The organism is Eubacterium multiforme (assembly GCF_030813415.1).
In the GTDB taxonomy this organism is placed as follows: domain Bacteria; phylum Bacillota; class Clostridia; order Clostridiales; family Clostridiaceae; genus Clostridium; species Clostridium multiforme.
Map to the genome: position 1 here is coordinate 823,876 of NZ_JAUSUF010000001.1, position 21,046 is coordinate 844,921.

The 21,046-nt window shown below is 27.6% G+C and carries 17 protein-coding genes, 1 tRNA gene and 1 rRNA gene; 3 read left to right on the forward strand and 16 right to left on the reverse strand.

All coding sequences use genetic code 11. The annotated features are described in order from the left end of the window. Nucleotides 1–140: 140 nt before the first annotated feature. From J2S18_RS03870 to tsaD, 4 genes are all read right to left on the reverse strand, one after another. Complete coding sequence (locus J2S18_RS03870; RefSeq protein WP_307483456.1) at nucleotides 141–2,870, reverse strand: sigma-54-dependent transcriptional regulator; 2,730 nt, start codon at nucleotides 2,868–2,870, stop codon at nucleotides 141–143. Nucleotides 2,871–2,979: 109 nt separating this feature from the next. Further along, a complete protein-coding gene (locus tag J2S18_RS03875; protein WP_307483458.1) occupies nucleotides 2,980–4,131 on the reverse strand; it encodes a S1C family serine protease in 1,152 nt (383 codons plus the stop codon). Between the two features lie 167 nt (nucleotides 4,132–4,298). Next, complete coding sequence (locus J2S18_RS03880; protein WP_307483460.1) at nucleotides 4,299–5,321, reverse strand: alpha/beta fold hydrolase; 1,023 nt, start codon at nucleotides 5,319–5,321, stop codon at nucleotides 4,299–4,301. Between the two features lie 18 nt (nucleotides 5,322–5,339). Continuing rightward, a complete protein-coding gene (tsaD, locus tag J2S18_RS03885) occupies nucleotides 5,340–6,350 on the reverse strand; it encodes a tRNA (adenosine(37)-N6)-threonylcarbamoyltransferase complex transferase subunit TsaD (protein WP_307483463.1) in 1,011 nt (336 codons plus the stop codon). Nucleotides 6,351–6,551: 201 nt separating this feature from the next. Here tsaD and J2S18_RS03890 point away from each other — a divergent pair, with 201 nt between their 5' ends. Together J2S18_RS03890 and J2S18_RS03895 are read left to right on the forward strand one after the other, a co-directional pair. Beyond that, nucleotides 6,552–7,172: a RusA family crossover junction endodeoxyribonuclease gene (locus J2S18_RS03890; RefSeq protein ID WP_307483465.1), complete on the forward strand. Its 621-nt coding sequence runs from the start codon at nucleotides 6,552–6,554 to the stop codon at nucleotides 7,170–7,172. 19 nt (nucleotides 7,173–7,191) lie between these two features. After that, nucleotides 7,192–7,767 (forward strand): GDSL-type esterase/lipase family protein, encoded by a 576-nt coding sequence (locus J2S18_RS03895; protein WP_307483467.1) that lies wholly within the window; start codon nucleotides 7,192–7,194, stop codon nucleotides 7,765–7,767. Here the strand turns inward: J2S18_RS03895 and J2S18_RS03900 are convergent. The 3 genes from J2S18_RS03900 to yedF all read right to left on the reverse strand — a co-directional run bounded on the left by J2S18_RS03900 (nucleotide 7,738) and on the right by yedF (nucleotide 10,253). Beyond that, a complete protein-coding gene (locus J2S18_RS03900) occupies nucleotides 7,738–8,697 on the reverse strand; it encodes an NAD(P)/FAD-dependent oxidoreductase (protein WP_307483470.1) in 960 nt (319 codons plus the stop codon). The two genes, J2S18_RS03895 and J2S18_RS03900, sit on opposite strands and share 30 nt — an antisense overlap. Before the next feature lie 5 nt (nucleotides 8,698–8,702). Then, complete coding sequence (locus tag J2S18_RS03905) at nucleotides 8,703–9,605, reverse strand: diacylglycerol/lipid kinase family protein (protein WP_307483472.1); 903 nt, start codon at nucleotides 9,603–9,605, stop codon at nucleotides 8,703–8,705. Nucleotides 9,606–9,683: 78 nt separating this feature from the next. Further along, on the reverse strand, nucleotides 9,684–10,253 hold the full coding sequence (yedF, locus tag J2S18_RS03910) for a sulfurtransferase-like selenium metabolism protein YedF (RefSeq protein ID WP_307483475.1): 570 nt from the start codon (nucleotides 10,251–10,253) through the stop codon (nucleotides 9,684–9,686). Between the two features lie 133 nt (nucleotides 10,254–10,386). Between yedF and J2S18_RS03915 the strand changes: the two genes are divergently transcribed. Continuing rightward, entirely contained in the window at nucleotides 10,387–12,243 is a 1,857-nt protein-coding gene (locus J2S18_RS03915; RefSeq protein WP_307483478.1) for an LTA synthase family protein, read from the forward strand. 98 nt (nucleotides 12,244–12,341) lie between these two features. On the opposite strand, the gene J2S18_RS03920 is transcribed toward J2S18_RS03915, so the two are convergent. The 9 genes from J2S18_RS03920 to J2S18_RS03960 form a co-directional block, all read right to left on the reverse strand. Beyond that, complete coding sequence (locus J2S18_RS03920) at nucleotides 12,342–12,950, reverse strand: DedA family protein (RefSeq protein ID WP_307483480.1); 609 nt, start codon at nucleotides 12,948–12,950, stop codon at nucleotides 12,342–12,344. A 127-nt stretch (nucleotides 12,951–13,077) separates the two neighbouring features. Further along, nucleotides 13,078–14,421 (reverse strand): TldD/PmbA family protein, encoded by a 1,344-nt coding sequence (locus J2S18_RS03925; protein WP_307483481.1) that lies wholly within the window; start codon nucleotides 14,419–14,421, stop codon nucleotides 13,078–13,080. Between the two features lie 15 nt (nucleotides 14,422–14,436). Continuing rightward, nucleotides 14,437–15,819 (reverse strand): TldD/PmbA family protein, encoded by a 1,383-nt coding sequence (locus tag J2S18_RS03930; RefSeq protein ID WP_307483484.1) that lies wholly within the window; start codon nucleotides 15,817–15,819, stop codon nucleotides 14,437–14,439. A gap of 2 nt (nucleotides 15,820–15,821) precedes the next feature. Next, the gene (locus tag J2S18_RS03935) at nucleotides 15,822–17,306 is read right to left on the reverse strand and encodes a hypothetical protein (protein WP_307483486.1); all 1,485 of its coding nucleotides are present in this window, start codon (nucleotides 17,304–17,306) and stop codon (nucleotides 15,822–15,824) included. After that, complete coding sequence (locus tag J2S18_RS03940; protein WP_307483491.1) at nucleotides 17,296–18,705, reverse strand: sensor histidine kinase; 1,410 nt, start codon at nucleotides 18,703–18,705, stop codon at nucleotides 17,296–17,298. The genes J2S18_RS03935 and J2S18_RS03940 overlap by 11 nt, the downstream gene beginning before the upstream one ends. Before the next feature lie 3 nt (nucleotides 18,706–18,708). Further along, complete coding sequence (locus J2S18_RS03945; protein ID WP_307483494.1) at nucleotides 18,709–19,392, reverse strand: response regulator transcription factor; 684 nt, start codon at nucleotides 19,390–19,392, stop codon at nucleotides 18,709–18,711. 116 nt (nucleotides 19,393–19,508) lie between these two features. After that, nucleotides 19,509–20,564, reverse strand: coding sequence for a polysaccharide deacetylase family protein (locus J2S18_RS03950; RefSeq protein WP_307483497.1), 1,056 nt, complete (start codon nucleotides 20,562–20,564; stop codon nucleotides 19,509–19,511). 196 nt (nucleotides 20,565–20,760) lie between these two features. Next, nucleotides 20,761–20,835: transfer RNA gene (locus J2S18_RS03955), tRNA-Asn, on the reverse strand. 66 nt (nucleotides 20,836–20,901) lie between these two features. Further along, a 23S ribosomal RNA gene (locus tag J2S18_RS03960) occupies nucleotides 20,902–21,046 on the reverse strand; the annotation flags it as partial.

Here is a 21,046-nt window from a genome sequence, read left to right on the forward strand (position 1 = left end):
AACTCTTATGCCAAATATTTTTTAATTACCCTATTTACCCATAATTGCTTATTTCCTTACTTTTAAATGTATATTTTTTTATTTTAGTGTGTATTTTAATTGCACAGTATACTTTAAAATTATTACACACTATTTACACTCTACACAGACATAGTATTTCCTATAAACATTCTAACAATAAATGCTAAATCATCTTCATTTATATTAACATCATAATTTCGCTCTAATTTCATAATACTTTGCCTTATAAGAATTAATTCTCTATTATATTTATTTTTAAATACATTTAAATTCTCAAATTTCTTTCTACTTTCTCCTTTAAGTATCTTTTCAATTAAGAAACACATATGAATTACTATTCCAACAGAAACCTCATGGGATATTTTTATATTAAGACTTTCTTGTATATCACAAACAACATTTCTGCAAATGCTAACTAAATGTTTTCCATCAATATCTTCTAGTTGAGAATCTATTGAGTTAGTTATTTTTTGAAAATCTTCTTCCTGACTAATAAAAGTATTTAATCTTTCTATTCCATCTCCAACTAATATATCTTTTGCTGATATAAATGGAATATCACTAACATTTAAATTTATACTACCTACTATAGCTAAAATATTCTTTTTCTTTTTTAATTTATTTATATTTTCTATAAATTTTTTCTTATCTAGTATATCAAGAGGTTTAACTAAAATATTTGAATCATCAAGTCCTTTAATAATTATTTCTCTAAGCTTTTCTGCTGAGCCTTCCCCAGTAAAACATGTTGTAACTATAATTTTATCTTTTTCACTTTTAACTCTATTTTCTATATTTACTCCAAATTTACTTATTTCTTTACAAGATTTATAGATCTCCTCTACACTTCTTCCATTTAATGCTTTTCTTCCTGCCTCTATTACAGTTAATGTACTTACCATATCTATTGTCTTTATAACTATATTTTCTTCATCTTCAATCATTTTCCCAAAGTTTGTTAAAGAACCCATATCAACTAAAAGTATTACACCTTTTCCTTTATTTATTTCTTTAATCTTTTCCTTTGCTATTTCATACATTTGTTCCGCTTTCATACTTAAAGGCATATCCAATGCGACTACATAATCTTCACCAATAAGTTTATTAGAAACTTCCACCATACTAGATGCAGTTGAATGTCCATGCATTATTACTATTACTCCAACTTTACATTCTTCTTTTTCATTAAAATCATAAGGTTTTGCAGCTATAAACATAGTTAAATATCCAATTTCATCTAATGGTACTTGTATTTTAAATTTATTATCTAGCTTTTTAGCTGCCTCCATTGCTATCATAAATTCATCAGAATATTGTACTCTTACACGATTTAATTTTGGATGATAAATTTTGTTTCCTTGTCTTATTCTTTCAATACTTCCTTGAAGATGAAGTGCTAGTCCAAAATAAACCTTTTCATCATATTCTCTATTTAACCTAGTTGAAGCCATGTTAAGAATCTCTTCTACCATATTAGCAATATCTTCACTAACTACTTTAGTTACTTCTTCTTTTCTAACTTCCTCTGGTAAATCTCTTATATATTTTTTGAAATAACTCTCTATATCTATATTTATTATTTGACTTATTTCTTCCTCTTCCATTCCTTTCTTTTTTAAGTAATCTAATTTATTTTCTATAATGTCATAAAAATATTCCTCTTTAATACTCTCCTCTTTCTTTTCAAAAATATTTATTGAATTATCATCATTATATGAAAATCTTAAAATATCCGGTGCATTACCTAATAAAGATTGTATTTCCTTTCTGTTATCTTGAAGCTTCATAAGACCTTTATTTACTCTAGGATGTAAATCACTTTGATCTAATATTATAAAATCCTTACTACTTGCTTTATAATTTAAAAATGCCTTTGCACAAGCAAGTTGTATATCACTTTTTAATTGACCTATATTATTAGGGCAGTCATATAATAAAAATGAAATCAATGCATTTTTATTAAAATAAATACTTTCCCCTAATCTTTTTGATTCTCCCTTTATAAATTGCTCTAATAAATGATATCTTTCTGTTGCACTTCTCTCCTTAAGGGATGGAAGAGTTATTGTCATAGGAATTCTTCTTGTAAAAGTTTTCAAAAGATATGATTTTGGTTCTTCTGTTGTTGCTGCAATTATTTGAGCATCTGAAAATATTGGATTTTCCGTATCTCCAAGTGGTCTAAAATATCCTTTGTCTATGTAAGTGAATAACATTTCTTGTCCTTGTGGAGATAATCTATGTATTTCATCTAAAAATATTATTCCTCCATTTGCCTTTTTAAGTAAACCTTCCTTATCTTTGTCTGCCCCTGTATATGCTCCCTTTTTAACACCAAATATTTGTGCAATTACAAGCTGTGGATTATCGGCATAGTCTGCACAATTAAATCTTACAAATGGAGCATTTTTATCTAACAACTTATCTTCCTTTGCAAATTCATACATAAGTTCTGCAAACATTGACTTACCAACACCAGTTTCTCCAAGTATTATTGTATGAAGTCCTCTAGGTGGATACATCATTGCTGCTTTTGCCTGCTGTATTGGAATTTGTAAACTTTGCTTTGCTCCAACCATTCTATCTAAACTATTGTTTTCTAAATTTTCTATCTCTCTTTTATTTTTACTTTTTATTTTATTTTCTGTTATTTCAGTAATTATAGAATATTTTACTGGTCTTCCTTCTTCCTTAGATACTTTACCTTCACTATATAATTGATTTAAGTATCTAGATACATTTGCCCTATTTAAATTCATAAATTCACTTAATCGTTTAGCTGTAATTCCTTTAGTTTCCCCTTTTTGAAGGTCTAATAATGCATTATAAACTTCTGTAATTTTACTCATAAAAACCCCCTAATATTATTAATTAACTTAATTATACTATACCAAAAGTTTATTGCCACATAAAAAAATGCACACCAAACTTATATAAGTTTAGTGTGCATTTATTATTTTAATTAGATTCTAAAACTACTGTAAGGTTTATTTTCTTTCCGTCCCTTATAACTTGAGTTTCTACCTTATCTCCAGATTTCATTTTATTTTTAATATTATTTAATTCTTCAAGAGTTTTTACCTTTTCTCCTCCAAATTTTACTATTGTATCTCCTTGTTTAATCCCTGCTTTTTCTGCTGGTGAAAAAGGTACAACTTCTACAACATAAATTCCTTCTGGTAAGTTATATTGTTTAGACATTTCTTTATTTATTTCTCTAACTTTAACTCCTAAAGTTAATATTGGTTTTGAAAGAACATCTAATTTATCTTTAACTTCATTAATTGGAATTGCAAATCCTATTCCTTCAGCTCCTCCAGCTAACTTTAATGTGTTTATACCAATTACTTTTCCTTCTGAATTAACTAAAGGACCTCCACTATTTCCTGGATTTATAGCTGCATCTGTTTGAATTAAATTAACTTGTTTTCCTGTTTCAGTATTTACACTTCTTCCAACTGCACTTACAACACCCTTTGTTACTGTTTGTGCAAAGTCTTTAGATAAAGGAGTTCCTATTGCAATAACATCTTCTCCTGGCTTTACATCTGATGAATTTCCAAGTTCTGCAACTGCTGGTACTTGGAATTTTCCTTCTAATTTAATCATAGCTATATCTTGATTTTCATCATAATTAACTACCTTAGCCTTAACTTCTTTTCCTGTGCTTAAAGTTACTGTTACTTCTTGTGCTCCTTTTACAACATGATAATTAGTTAAAATATATCCTTCTTTATTTATTATAAAGCCTGATCCTATACCTTCAACTTCCTTTGGAAACATTCCATTTTGCATAAGTCCTTTAGTTGAAACTATAACAACTGCTGGAGCTACCTTATTAAAAGCTTGTTGAGTTGTTAATTTAGCTCCTTCCTTAAATCCTGAAGAACCTCCATTACTAGAATCACTTTGAATAATTTTATTATCATTATTTCTCATAATAAAATATGTTATCCCACTACCACAAACTCCTGCTAATAAAGCTACTATTACAACTAGCGACGCAATAAGTACTGTTCTTTTTCCTTTTTTCTTCTTTGGCTGATAATTTATATTTATATTATCACTATTGCTATTAAAATCTTTATTTTTATTTTCATCTGTATTCATTATATCCCTCCCAATCAAACTTTGCTTAATAATAGTATAAAAACTCTTTGTGTCAACCATATGACATAAAAAGAAAATTTTAATTAATACTAAAATTTTTTATAAAAAAATACTGAATAGTTACTTTCTATTCAGTATTATTATAACCATATAAATTTACATTAAGCTTAATTATTATTTTTATTATTCTTTTTTTCTATTCGTCTAGCTGTTTCCACAACTTTTTTAATTGCATTCTCAACATTTTGACTATCCATCATAGAATACATATTTCCATTATAATTACTCTTATATTGGAATGTTAAATCTGGACTTCCAAGATTTTTTAAAGAATTATTTTCTTCATTACTTACTATATAATAAGGTATGTCCTTAAACATTCCAGCTCTTTGGCTATTACTTACCTTATCATATATATTTTTTCTTTCATTATATACAGCTTCTCTGTAATTACTTTGATCCTTCTTTAAATTATATTCTTCTTTAGCTATACTTTGTAAATTATTTTCAAAGTCTTTATTATTACTTGCTAGTCCTAATTTATCTAATAACAATGTCAATGAACACTTTGATCCTAAATATTCTATTTTCTTTCTTACTAAATCTAATGTATCTCCAATTGTGTTTTTACTATTATTTAATTTATTTTCATCATATGGATTTACTAAAACTACTCCCTTTACAGTATCAGGATACATACTTGCAAAATTAGTCATTACCAAACTACCATATCCTTCTCCAACTAATATATATGGAGCACTAACAGCTGATTTTCTTAATAATATCTTTAAATCTTCAGCTTGCTGTTTTGGAGTTAATCTATCTCCTCCATCATTAAATCCATATCCTCTTCTGTTATATACAAAAGTTTTAACTCCATCAGTATTTTGAACCTCATTCACTACATTTTTCCATTCATATGAGTTAGCTGCCATATCTCCATCAAAGATTACTGTTAAATCTCCTGTTCCAGAATTGTTATATTCCATTTTTTTCTCGTTAACTCTAGTATATTTCATTCTAGAATCAATCTTTTCTCCTACATAAAATCCATATCCCCATTGAATAATCATTCCAGCTAAAATAACTATTAATATTGTTATTATTATTCTCTTAAAAAGAATTGGTTTTGGGAGTTTTTCTTTCATATTTACTTTATGTAAGCTATTAGAATTAGGTAATAATCTCATATTCATCCCCCTGCTACACTACAATTTTAAATTTGGTTTAGCATTTAAATCTAATGATGATTCTTCTCCCATCATAAATCTAAAATATGCTGCACTTCCAATCATAGCTGCATTATCCGTACATAATATTGGTTCTGGGAATAATATTTTTATTCCCTTTTCATTTCCTTCTGAAATTAAAGCTTCTCTTAAAGCCGAATTTGAGGCAACTCCACCTGCTATTGCAATCTTATCTAATTTTTTCTTATCACAAGTTGCAAAAACATTATCTCTTAAAACTTCAACTACAGCATTTTGAAATGATGCTGCAACATCAGCTCTATTTACATCTATATCCTTCATCTTACACTTGTTTAAATAATTAAGAACTGCTGACTTTACTCCACTAAATGAAAAATCTAATGTATCATCGTGAAATTTAGCTCTTGGGAAAGCTATTGCATCTTTATTTCCTTCCTTAGCTAACTTATCTATTTTAGGGCCTCCTGGATATCCAAGTCCTATTGCCCTTGCTACCTTATCATAAGCTTCTCCAGCCGCATCATCTCTTGTCTGTCCAATAACTTCATATTTCCCATAATCTTTTACATAAACTATAAAAGTATGTCCTCCTGAAACTACAAGTGAAACAAATGGTGGCTTTAAATCTTTATGTTGTATATAATTTGCTGATATATGTCCTTCTATGTGATTAACTCCAATTAAAGGTTTCTTTGATGCCATAGCAAGGCCCTTTGCATATTGAAGACCAACTAATAAGGCTCCAACAAGACCTGGTCCATAAGTAACACCAATTGCATCTATATCATCTAAAGTTACATTAGCTTTCTCTAAAGCCTCTTTAACTACTTCATCTATAACTTCAATATGCATTCTTGATGCAACTTCTGGTACAACACCTCCAAATTTTGTATGAGTATCTATTTGAGAAGCTATTATATTAGATAAAACATCCCTACCATTTAAAACAACAGCAGCTGATGTTTCATCACAGCTTGATTCAATTGCTAAAATTAATTTTCTATCCATTTTAAAATTCCCTCTTCTTTATATAATCGTATAAATTTACTATTTGTAATTATACTTCATTAACACTTTATTATCAATGAAACCAGTACTTGTTAAGTATTTTTTAATAATGTATAGTTAAATTATATAATTTTAATTTAATTATTTCATTACATTTTAATTTCAATTTTTGGAAAATTAATGTCTAAAGGAGTTTAATATATGTCATCATATGCAAAAGTTATAGTTAAGGGATCTCCTATAACTAAATCAAACTTTAAATTACACAATAAAGATGGAAGAGCTATTTTACCATATAATACTGGAAAATATCATGATAGGTATGCCCTTTATGAACAGGAAATAGCTTATGTAGCAAGGGTTCAAAATCCAAGTGTAGTTTTTACTGAAAGTCTTATTGCAATACTTAAAGTTTATTATAAAAGTGAAAAAAGACATCCAGATACAATAAATATATCAAAAAGTATTTTTGATGGAATTGAAAAAAGTGGACTTATAATAAATGATGCTCAAATTATAAAAATAATTGTTGAAGAATATTATGACAAGGAAGATCCTCGTTTTGAACTTGAATTATATCCAGCTAGTAAATTTAAACTTTCATTTTCATTAGAGGAAAGAGATGAGGAATTACCTGTAAAAAATTATACTTCACTAAATAAATCTCCTATTTCAAAAAACTTAAAACCAAAAGAAATAGAAACTAAAAATTTAGAATATACTTGTGAGATATGTAAGAAAAAAGTTTCTCCTAAAGACTCAATTAAAGCAAATAAGGGAAAAACATTAATATGCAAAAGTTGTTTTAATAAACTTTTTTAAAATTTAGAGGTGATATTTTATGAATTCTAAAAATATAGATATGGTTTTAATTGGAGATAGCCTAACTTTTGGCTATGGAGTTTCTAGAAAAAATTCTTGGGTTTATAAATTACAAAATGAATATACTAACCTAAAAATATTAAATAAAGGAGTAAATGGAGATACAACCTCCTTAATGCTTACAAGATATTATAAAGATGTAACTAAAAACCTTCCAAAAATAACCTTTATAATGGGAGGTACTAATGATTTATTAAGTGGAAGAAATGTGGATTATATAATTAAAAATATAGAACTTATGATTAAGGAATCTTTAGATAATAATTCATCTATAATAGTTGGCATACCACCTATTATAATAAAAAATATGGCTGAAGCTATATTTATGCCCTCTCCTTATTATGACCATTGTGATAAAAATCTTCCTATTTTAAGAGATAGTATTATTAATTTACAAAAAAAATATCCTTTCAAATATGTTGATTTTTATACATTAACTAAAAATCATATAAATGAAAAGATATTTTTAGATGGAATTCACCTAAATGAAAAGGGAAATGATTTACTATTCAATTTCTTTAAGGATATATTGTGATGCTATAAATCCTGCATCATATCCATTTATATCATCCATATCTATACACTTTTTACCATGTATAACATTTCCGCAGGCAAATAACCATTCCTTTGAAGTTTTATAGTTATTAACCTTTGGTGTTTTTAAACTCTTATCTATTTCAAGATTAAGTTTTTTTACAACTCCAAGTTCTGGATAATACCCAACAGATAAAAATAATGAATCACAATTTATTTCTTTAATTTCATCTGTATTTTTATCTAGCACCTTAACTTTATTTATTCTTTTATTTCCTTCTATTTCTAAAAGTTTAGCATTTTCTAATAAATTTATATTAAAATCTTCTATTATTTCTCTTTCCTCTTTAGTAAGAACAAAGCCGCTATTTTTATTTATTATTAGTGATGCAACTTTTCCACCTTCAATTTCTACTCTTCTTGCAAGTATAATTGCCCATTTACTATTTGCTACAATAACTGGATTTTTCCCCGGCAATAATCCTTCTAAATTTATAAATCTATGAGCATTGCCAATGGTAAATATTCCTGTAAACTTACTTGTAGGTGCTAGTACATTACCTGTATATCTTTCACGACATCCAGTTGCCAAAATAACTGCCTTAGCTTTTATATCTCTCATTCCATCCTTTTCATTAACATATGTAATTACTCTATCCTCTGAGATATTTAGTACAGTTGTTTTTTTCTTTTTATCAAAGTCATATTTTGAAAGTTTAATCCTAATAAGTTCTACAAATTCTGGACCTGTAACTTCATCCTCTAAATATGATTTACCAAAACCATTATGAATACATTGATTTAGTATTCCACCAAATGTTTCTTCTCTATCTATTAAAAGCACACTTTTTATTCCATTTTCTAAAGCTGCTAAAGTTGCTGTCATTCCTGATATTCCACCACCAACAACTACTAAATCATATTTTTTCATACATTTTACACTTCCTTTATTTCTTTTTTAGGAACTATAATATTTATAGCCTTTGGTATTATTTCAAAGGTCATATCATTTAAAAATGCAATTTCTCCATCTATATTTGTTGTTATCTCTTCCTTTGCCTTCACACGAATTTTCTTGCACTTTATATATGTTACTTCATCTATATCTCTAATATCTTTCCCTTTAATAACTTTAGGTAAAAATCTAATTAGTCTATGTACCTTAGGTCTTCTTATAGCATAAACATCTAAAAAGCCATCTTCAATTTCTGCATTTGGTGCTATACTTATTCCTCCACCATAACATTTTCCATTTGCTACTGCAATTAAATACATTTCAGTATCTATTTCTTTTCCATCTACTTCAAATATTAATTTCATAGATTTAAAAGTTATTAGTGAATTTATAAGTCCTATAGCATAAGCCATAGGACCACTTATTAACCTATATTTTTTATACTTTCTAGCATTATTAACTACATTTGCATCAAAACCAACAGAAGATATATTTAAATAATATCTTTCATTTAACTTTGCAACATCTATTGTCTTTTCTTTACCATATATTAATTTTTGTAATATATTATCACAGCTTATATCTCCATATAAAGTTCTAGCAAAATCATTACCAGAACCTGCTGGTATAACAGCAAGAGAACTATCTGAACCTATCATTCCATTTAAAACTTCATTTAATGTTCCATCTCCACCAATTGAATAAACTCTACATTTTTCCTTTGAAGTTAATTCTTTAACTTTCCTTGTAGCATATCCACTTTTTTCTGTGATTACTATTTCATACTTAAGATCTAAATCTTTAAATATATCTTCTATCTTTTCTTTAAATTCTATACTTTTTCCTTTTCCCGCTACAGGATTAATAATAAAAATGTGTTTCATAAAATACTCCATAAATCTTTTTTTAATATGATAGATTATATCATATTAAAATCAGATATTTCTATATTAAAAAACAATCTATATTTTTACTATCCTTTTACCATTCATAATTTCAACTATTGTATACATATTTGAAACTTCACCTGTTAAAAGCTTGTCCTTAAGTCCATAAAAGTCTAAGCATGTTCCACAACATACAATTTTTGTTCCTTTTCTCTCTAATTCCTTAATACTATCAATAACTTCTGTTCCCTCTGTTACAAGTTTAACTCCTCCATTTAAGAAAACTAATTCCTCTGGAATTTCTGAAGATTCGCTTAGGGCATACATATAACTCTTCATTAAAAGTTTTCCTAAAGCATCATCCCCTTCACCCATTTTATCAGTAGAAATTACTATTGAGAAAGTATCCTTTTTCTCTTCTTTCTTTCCTTCTAATTCCTTAGATATTGTAAGTCTAAATAAACCAGCCTCTTCAACACCATTAACTGTAAATCCTGAATTCTCAGCAAATCTTGTTACATTAGTATTAGCTATTTCATTATCTACAATTACAACAACCTCTCCTTTTTCTATTCCTTCAAAATATTTTTTAGTTTCTATTACTGGTTTAGGACATGCTAGTCCAACGCAATTAATAGTCTTCATAAAAACACCCCTTTTTTGTTATTATTAATACTTATATTATAACACTATTTTGCATTATTAAATTATCTCTTTATTGCTTAAATATAATCAATATACTATAATTTAAGTTGATTAAATTTTAAGGGGTGACCAAATGAAAAAGTTTCCAAAAAACTCAAAGAATAAGTTTGATAAAGATACGATTAACAGAATTATTCTTTTTTTAATACCTTTATTTTCAATAGTATTTAAGGGTATTCTTTTTCAAAGCTTTGTAACTAGCAAAAATCCTTACGACCTAAATATCGCCCATGGATTTTCAGTTGCTAGTCACTTTCTAGACTATTATTTTGCTTTTGCACTAGTCTTTTTAAGCTTTGCATTGCTATTTAAAGGAAAGGGTCGTGTTATTTATCTATTTGTAATTGACGCTATACTTACTGCTTTAATACTTACAGACATATCCTATTTTAGAGGATTCCAAACAGTACCATCAGTTCTTATATTTACTCAAACGGCTAATTTGGACAACCTTTCAGGTAGTATATTATCAATGTTTAGCCCATATGATATTTTATTTGTATTAGATTTCATAATATTAGGGGTATATGTATTCTTTACAAGAAAATCATATGTAAGAGTTCAAAGAAGGGCTATTAAAACATTCTTATGCACATTAATAATCCCTATACTATTTATTGCATATGTTCCATTTAACATTTATGCATTAAAAAATAAAGATGTTAAAAATTCATATCTTTTTGAAAATTATGATCCAAACAATACAGTTCAATATTTTTCATCAATTGGTTATCATATAATGGATGCTATAAATGTTTATAAAGATTCAAAACCTTACACTTTAACTTCAGAGGAAAAACAAGAAGTTAAAGAGTATTATAAATTTAAAAATGAAAATTTACCTAACAATAAATATTACGGAATGTATAAAGGTAAAAATCTTATAATTATTCAAGTTGAATCTCTTGAAAGTTTTTTAATAGGTCACAAAATAAATGGAAAACCTATAACACCTGTAATGGATAGTTTAATTAAAGAGGGTGTATATTTCCCTAATATATGTGAACAAGTTAATGAGGGTACAAGCGCCGATTCAGATTTAATGATAAACGCTTCTATGTTACCTCTTAGAAGGGGTGCAACATTCTTTAGATACCCAAATAGAACTTATAACTCACTTCCTAAAATATTAGGTAAAAATGGTTATGACTCAATTGCAATTCATCCAGATAAAGGATCATTTTGGAACTACAAAAATGGTTTAACTGGAATTGGATTTAAAAACTTTAAAGATTTCTATTCCTTTAATCCTGATGAGATAGTTGGAATGGGAATAAGTGATAGAACTTACTTTAAACAAGTTGTTCCTAAACTTGAAAAATTAAAACAACCATTTTATTCATTTAATGTAACACTTACAAGTCATGGTCCTTTTGATCTTCCTCAAAAAATGAGAAAGCTTAATTTAGATCCTGAACTAAATAATAGTGAACTTGGTGGATATTTTGAAAGCATTCATTACACTGATGCTCAAATAGGTTATTTCTTAAAGCTTCTTGATAAGGCTGGTCTTTTAGATAATACTGTTGTTGCAATAGAAGGAGATCATACTGGTGTCCATAAATATTATCAACATAGTATAGATAGCCAATCTCATAAGGAACCTTGGTACTCAGATAATGGTATACCACGAATACCTCTTATTATTTATGATAAGAGTAAACCTGTTGGTAAGACCTTTGACGTAATGGGTGGCCAAATAGACATAATGCCAACATTATTATATGGATTTGGAGTTCCTGCAAAAGAGTATGAAAATACAGCTCTTGGAAGAAATCTTTTCAATACTAAGAGAGATTATGCAGTACTTACAAATGGAAAGCTTGTTGGAAATTTAAATAATATTCCAGAAAAAGATCAAAAGCTTATTAAAGATACTTTAGAGTTATCTGATAAAATGATTCGTGCTGATTATTTTAAAAATAATTAGAATGTTTAAATAGCTCATTACTTTTAATTTAAACTAAAAAAGAACTAGAAATATTTCAAGTGTCATTTACTTAACTAAATGACACTTGAATTAAATTTCTAGTTCTTTTTTCTTTTATTATGTATTATCAAACATATAATAATTATAGCTACAACAATTAAACATGCAATTGAATACTTTCTAAAAATACCTACTATAAGATTTCTATTATTTCCAATATAATATCCTATAAGTAACAATGCAGAATTCCAAAGAGCAATTCCAACTGCTGAAAATATGACAAATACAGATTTATCAAGTTTTTCTGCCCCTGCAAAAAGTGAAACATACGTACGAGTAAATGGTAATACCCTTGTAACAAGAACTGTTATTTTCCCATAATTAGAAAATAACCTTTTTATAATTAGCATTCCCTTCTTACTCTTTGGCATCTTTTTGTGAAGCCAGTTTATAACAAATTCTCCACCATAATATCCAATTGCATAACTAATTAGTGCTCCAACTATAGCTGCTAAAACTGTACATATTAATACTAAAGTAAAACTATAATCCCCATCTGCAATACTTAACCCAACACAGGGCAAAACTACTTCACTTGGTAATGGAATACATGCATATTCAAGCATAGTTACAATAAATATACCTAAATATCCAAAACTTTCTGTAATATGAATTGCTATAGTGATTATGCTATTCATTAGATCCATATAAAATTAATTCTCCTTAAATCTACTACTCTGATTTGTATTATATCACTTTGTTATTATAAATATATTAAGAAAATAGAAAATATGGAAATAGTAATGAACTTTTACCATTTCCATATTATAAAAATTATTCTCCTGCTATTGATAATTCCTTTACAAGTACTGATGGTGAACCAAAACTACTCATTGGGAATTTTATATCAGAACAAACTTCCTCTACATCCTTTAAAAGATTAAAGAAATTTCCTGCAACTGTTATTTGTTCTACTGGATAAGACTTTTTACCATTTTCAATCATAAAACCTTTTGCAGCTAGTGAAAATTCTCCTGTTATAGCATTAGCCCCTGCATGAAGTCCTGAAAATTCACTTATTATTATTCCACTTCCTACTTCCTTTAAAAGTTCATCAAAATCCTTTTCTCCATTTTCTATATAAAAGTTTGTTGGTCCAACTCCTACTGGAGATGCATATGAGCTTTTAAATCCACTTCCTGTTGATTTTATTCCAGCTTTATGTGCTGTTTTTAAATTATGAAGAAGTGTTTTAAGCTGTCCTTTTTCAACTAATGCTTTTTTAAATGTTGCAACACCTTCATCATCAAAAGCAACTGATGCTAAGCCATCTTTCATAAGTGGGTTATCTATTATAGTAATCTTTTCTGATGCTATAATCTCCCCTTCCTTATCCTTTAATAAAGACATTCCTTTTTGAGCTAAATCTCCATCAAATATTCCACCAAAGGCTTGAAGTAATGAAACCATTGCCTCATTTTTAATTACAGTTTTATATTTATTAGACTTTACTGATTTTGCTCCTACCTTTTCCATAGCTTCATCTACAGCTTCTTTTGCTATTTTTTTAGGATTCATATCTAAAACATTTTTACCTATTTGATACCCAAAACCATCATACTTATTTCCTTCAATATCTATTACAGGTACAACATAAGCACTTAAAAGATTTGATTTATCATTTAATTCTAATCCCTTTGAATTCATTAACCCATAATTAAAATTAACATAGCTAACTCCACAACCTATAAAGTTATCAACCTTATCTGAATATGCCTTACATTCTTTTTCCATTGCTATTCCTAAATCAATAAGCTCTTTGGCATCTATATTTTCTAATTCTTTATGATAATTAACTACTTTACTATATTCTTTGTCACCTTCATAAATAAATTGAATATCTTCGTCTTCTATAGCTAGTGCTGATGCCTTTGCATTTTCAACAAGCATCTTAATTGCAGCTTCATCAATTATTTCAGTATATGAATATCCCATTTTTTCATCTACCTTAGCTCTAAAAGATACTCCAAAGGATTTATTAAGATTATATTTTTCAACCTCTTCTTTATATATATTAATACTTAAACTTTCCTTGTCTGAAAAATAAATTTCAAATTCTTCTAATCCACTTTTTCTTGCTTCCTTAAAAAGCTTTTCTTTAAACTCCTTAAATTCCATAATTTATTGCACCTCCTATCTTCCACCTACTGTAATATTTTTAACTCTAATCATAGGCTGACCAACATTAACTGGTATACTTCCAGATGATGAACCACACATACCTTGAGCCTGAACTAAATTCTTTCCAACCATATCTATATTCATAAGTATTTCACTACCTTTTCCTATAAGGCTAGCCCCTCTAACAGGTTCTTGTATTTCTCCATTTTTAACTAAATAACCTTCTGATACTGAAAAATTAAACTCTCCTGTAACTGGATTTACTGATCCTCCACCTAATTTTTTAGCATAAAGTCCTTCATCCATTGATTTTATTATATCCTCTGGATTATCATTTCCAGCAGCAATATAAGTATTAGTCATTCTTGAAGTTGGAGCATATTTATAGCTTTGTCTTCTTCCACTTCCAGTTGAATTCATTCCCATTCTTCTGCCGTTTAACTTATCAATCATGTATCCTTTTAATATACCATTTTCTATTAATACATTCTTTCTAGCTTTTTCACCTTCATCATCTATATTTATAGAACCCCATGCATTTTCAATTGTTCCATCATCAATTGCTGTAACTTTAGATGATGCTATTTGTTCTCCAATTTTATTTGCAAATTCTGAATTTCCCTTTGCTACAGAAGTTGCCTCTAGTGAGTGTCCACAAGCTTCATGGAATAAAACTCCACCAAAACCATTATCAATTGCTACTGTCATCTTTCCTGCTGGACAATCTTTAGCATGAAGCATAGTTACAGCAGTTCTTGCAGCTTCTATTCCATACTTTTCAACATCTATGTCATTAAACATTTCAAAGCCCATTGAACGTCCAGGACCTTCAAATCCCATTTGATTTTCTCCATCTTTAGATGCAACTGCACTTATTCCAAGTCTTGTTCTAACTCTTCTATCCTCTACACAAAGACCATCTGTATTTGCTATTAATATTTTTTGATCCTTATCAGAATATCCAACACTTACCTTTGTAATATCACTACTATACTCACTTGCACTCTTATATGCCATTTTCATAATTCCAATTTTTTTATCATAATTAATATCATTTGGATAGTACTTTATTATATGTTTATTTGGAACTATTATAGAGTTATTTACAATAATAGTCTTTTCTTCTTTTAAATCACCAAGGGCAAGAGCTGCCTTATAAGCTGTATCTAAAAGACTACTTAAAGAATTATTGTTAGTATATGCATAAACACTCTTAAGACCCTTAAATATTCTTATTCCTACACCATAGCTTCTTCCACCAATTGCATTTTCTACTTTATTATCTAAAATTCCTAAAGAATTACTTATTGTATCCTCTTCAAAAATTTCAGCAAAATCTCCTCCTGTAATCATACATTTGGATAAAACTTTTCCTATAACTTCTTTTGATAACATACTTATCCCTCCTTATTCATTTCCTTTTTAAATTCTTTAAAAGCATTTCCCCAATAGTCAACGTAATCCCTTTCGCACCATTCTGCCATTATAACCTGTTCTCCATTTTTTAAAGAGTATCTTTCAATTGGTTCTTTAGATAATCTTCCTCCTGAAATATTATAAACTAATAATTCATCCTCTATTATAATTATAGCCATTCTTCCATCTGGAGAAATATATGCATCCTTCATAAATGGAACTTCATTTTTTAGTACTCTCCAAGGAATAACTAAAGCATCATATTTTACAAGCTTTCCATTTGGTTTTATTGATAGTTTATAATCATAAGATTTAGCATTATCATTTAAAGGGGATACCTTAGCTTCTAATGTCCATTTCCCATTATCCCTTTTTACAGTAAAATTACTATAGTCTATATATTTTTTTAATAAACTTTTTTCTCTAGAATTAAGTTGGGAATATGCACTATCATAATCTCTTCTATACATTTGATTTATTTCTTTAGAATAAATATCCTGTATTACTAATCCTTTATCTACAAAAGTATTATCAACTGGTAGTATTTCATATTGAGGAAACTTATTTTTAAAATTATCCCCTTCATATACTTCTGTTGATATATAATTATTTCCTATAAAATTTATATTTCTATATATATCTTTATTACTTTTTATTTCTACTTTTCCTTGTTTATTTTTTCTATCTATTGTATTAGCTACTAAATATTCTTGATGCTTTCCTTTATTATCTAATACCTTTTTATCTAATGTCCATATACCATTCATTCTTGGAAAAATTATTCCTTTTGACTCTTCAATAGGTTGAATTTTATTATTTTTATAACTTATCCATAATGTTCTATAGGTCTCATCAGTAAATGTTCCATCATCATTAGCTTTTCTAGGCTGTTTTAAAACCAAATAAAGCCCCTTATTTTCTTCTTTACCTACATTTTTTATATCTTCTTTCAAATTATCATTAATATCTTTAAAAGAATCCTCTGAAACATCACCAACTTTTTTAACATTTAAAAACATCCCTTGATAATAAACATAGCTGCTACTATTATTTATATAAAAGAACTCTAATATACTATTACTTTTATTACTTGCAGTAATTACATTAATATTTTTATCTTCTATATTTAAGTCTTTAACTGTAAAGTTTGATTCATAGGAAATATAATAATCATCTCCTACTATCTTTAATTTATAATCTACACCATTATATATCTTATTACTAATATCTATATCTTTACTTCCAATACTTATAATTTTATTTTTTAAATCTTCTACTTTTCCTCTTGTATATATATTCTTATCTAAAATTTTAACGTTAGTTATTTGCCACTTACCTTTAATTAATAAATTATTGTTTTGAGGAGACTTAAGTTCTATCATTTCATTAGTGTCTATAGCCGAACAACCAGTTAAAGAAAATAACGCAATAATTATAAGAATGAATACTGCTATTTTATTCCTCATTTATATAATTCAACTCCTTTGACTTAGGAATAACGATTATTATTTCAGTTCCAACGTGGAGCTTACTCTTAACTACAAGGGTACCACCATGTAATTTTACTATTTCATCTGCTATTGATAATCCAATTCCTGCATTAGAATTTGCATTACTACCCTTATAAAATTTTTCTTTAACCTTTTCTAATTCATCCTCTCTTATTCCACATCCATTATCTTTAACTTTTATTCTTAAATAATTATCAGCATCATCAAACTCAACGCTAATTACTCCTTGTTCTTGTGTAAATTTAAAAGCATTGTCAATTATATTTATAAGTACCTGCTTCATTCTATCTGAATCCATAAATATTTCAGTGCATTTTGTTTTGTTATACACATAAAAATTTATATTTTCTCTCTCTGCCCTTGGTGTCATATATAATTCAACATATCTTGAAAAATCACTAATTTTAACAATACGTTTCTTTAAACTTATTTTATTATTTATAAGTCTTGAAAAATCTAATAATTCTTCAACCATAGAAGATAGTCTATCTGTTTCTTTTTCAATAATATTAAAACCTAATTTTAGTGTTTCTCTATCTGTATTATCATCATTTAATGTTATTACCCATCCTTTAATAGCTGTAAGCGGTGTTCTAAGTTCATGAGAAACTGATGATATAAAGTCATTTTTCATCTGCTCTCTTTCTGTAAGTTCTTCAGCCATAAAATCCAAAGTATCTGCTAATTGACCAATTTCATCCTTAGAAACAAAATTACTTCTTTGATTTAAATCTCCACTAGCCATTTTCTTTGCTGTATTTTTAAGTTTTAATATTGGATCTACAATATTTTTAGCCATAATAAGACTAAGAACTACCCCAATAATTAAAACTATTATTGATATTATTATAAAGAAACTAATTATAGATGTTATTGATTTGTCAATATCCTTCAATGAAGTAATAAATCTTATAGCTCCAATAATTTTTCCATTAACTTTTAATGGTTTTGTTACTGCCATTACTTTAGAGTTATAATAGTTTACATCTCCAACCCATCTACTACTTTCACCTTTTAATGCTTTTTTTATTTCCACATTAGCTTCAACAGATTTATCATTTACTCCTATTGAATCCATTAAAAGCTTCCCTTTATCATCAAAAATTTGAACTTGTGCTGTAGTTTGATTCCAAAATGCATCAACATTATCATATACATTTAACAATAATGAAGATGTTGAATAATATCTATCATAAAAACTTGTAGCCAAATCAATTTGATTAACTAACATAGTTTCAGTATTATCGTAATAATACTGCCTTACAAAAACTATAAGTAAGGCATCTAATATCATTATTGTTGAAAGAATAACTATTATAAAATTTCTTATAATTCTACTCTTTATACTTTTCATACTCTATCCTTTCCATCTATAACCTATACCCCAAACAGTTTCTATAAATTCTGGATTTGAAGCATTTTCTTCTATTTTCGATCTTAATCTTCTAATATTAACATCAATTATTTTAGGATCACCAAAATAATTATATCCCCATACTGAATTTAAAAGCTCATCTCTAGAAAAAGCCTTATTTGGATTTTCAATAAATGTTTTCATTATTAAATATTCCTTTGGAGTTAATTCTATTTCTTCTCCATTTTTAGTAATCTTTTGTGAATATAAATTAATTACAAAAGGTCCATTTATTAATTCATTTTTCTTTTCATTATCTTTCTTTTCCATCCTTCTTAAAATAGCTCTAATTCTAAGAACAACTTCTAAAGGATTAAATGGTTTTACTATGTAGTCATCTGCTCCATATTCAAGACCCATTATTTTATCCATATCTTGACCTTTAGCAGTTAACATTATTATACCCATATCTGGATATTCACTTCTAAGTTTATTGCACACTTGAAATCCATCAATTCCTGGCAACATAACATCTAGAACTGCTACATCAGGCTTTTCTTCCATAGCCTTTTTTATTCCATCTTCTCCATTACTTGCTTCTATTATTTCAAAATCATTTCTTGCTAAATTTATCTTTAAAAATCCTCTTATACTAACCTCATCTTCAACTAATAATATTTTCGCCATTTTTCAAAACACCTCTTTTACTGATTTTAAAAAAGAAGCTTAATTTATTTAAGCTTCTTTTATATTATTCTTATATTATTATAATCTATAATTCTTATTCTTAATATGAATAATTTCTATTTTATTGTTCTAAATTCATATCCTTTATCTTTAAAGTATTGAATTATTTCTGGTAAAGCTTTAACTGTATTCTCTTTTCCATATGTGTCATGCATTAAAAATACAACGCTATCTGCCTTATCTCCTAATTTTTCTACATTCTTTTTTGTATTTTGAATTAATTGTTCCTTAGTGTTTCTTCCACCATTTTCAGCATCCCCATTTAACGCATCCCAATCAACTATATTGACTCCATTTTTATCTAATACTGGTCTTGCTTTTTCTCTTCCATTCCATGACCAATATCCTCCTGGGAATCTAACTACTCTTGTAGAAAAATCTTTTCCTAATGCTTCTTTTAATGCTTTATTAGTCTTATTATACTCACCCATAAATCTATCTACATTAATAACTCTATTAGGATATAAATACTGATAATTATGAGTATAACTATGATTTGCTATAGCATGTCCCTCTTTAGCCGTTCTCTTTAGTAATTCCTTTGATTCTGAGCTAGCATTTATGTATTTTCCAACAATGAAAAAAGTAGCTTTTACATTATATTTATCTAATATATCTAATACTTTTGGAGTATTAGTAGTTGATGGACCATCATCAAAAGTTAAATAAACAACCTTTTTACCGTCAGTTCTTACTGGATAATGTAACTCACCTTTTAAAAGACCAGAAGTACGCTTTGCAACTTCTACTGCATCATCTGCATTTGGATCATCCTTTAATGGTAAATATCCTGAATTATCTAATTTACTCTTAGTATTTTCATCTTGTCCAACATTTTTGCTGTCATTATTTTTATTATCATTATTATTATTTTGTTTTTTATTATTATCATTAATATTATTGCTATTTTGTTTATTATTATCTTTTTCTTCTGCTAATACTTTTTCATTTTTATTATTAGATGATAAAACTGAATAAATTGATATTCCTCCAATTATTAAAACTAATACAATTCCTAATAACAAAATACTTTGTCTTCTTCTCATTTTCATTTTAGATTTTTTTCTTCTCTTTGATATTTCTAAATTACTATATGTATTACGCTTTCTCAAAACTTATCCCCCTCAATTATATTTTACACTATACTACTATTATAATATTTATAATAAAAATTGCTATTACAAAATCATTAATATCAGTTACATTCTTGTAACACTTTATCTAAATTTGTATATTTTTTATACATATTGCTCCACTTTCTATTTTTTTATAAAAAAAAATAAGCTATTTTAAAGCTTATAATAAAAATGGCTCCGTGGAGAGGACTTGAACCTCCAACCTATCGGTTAACAGCCGAGTGCTCCACCATTGAGCTACCACGGAACATTTATTCAGATTTTTGTTCTCTGAAAATTGCACATGAATTTTTGTTGATTCGCTTATTTTTTATTGGTCAAGCCCTCGACCTATTAGTATCAGTCAGCTGAACATGTTGCCATGCTTACACCTCTGACCTATCAACCTTGTGTTCTTCAAGGGGTCTTACTAGCTTATGCTATGGGAAATCTCATCTTGAGGTGGGCTTCACGCTTAG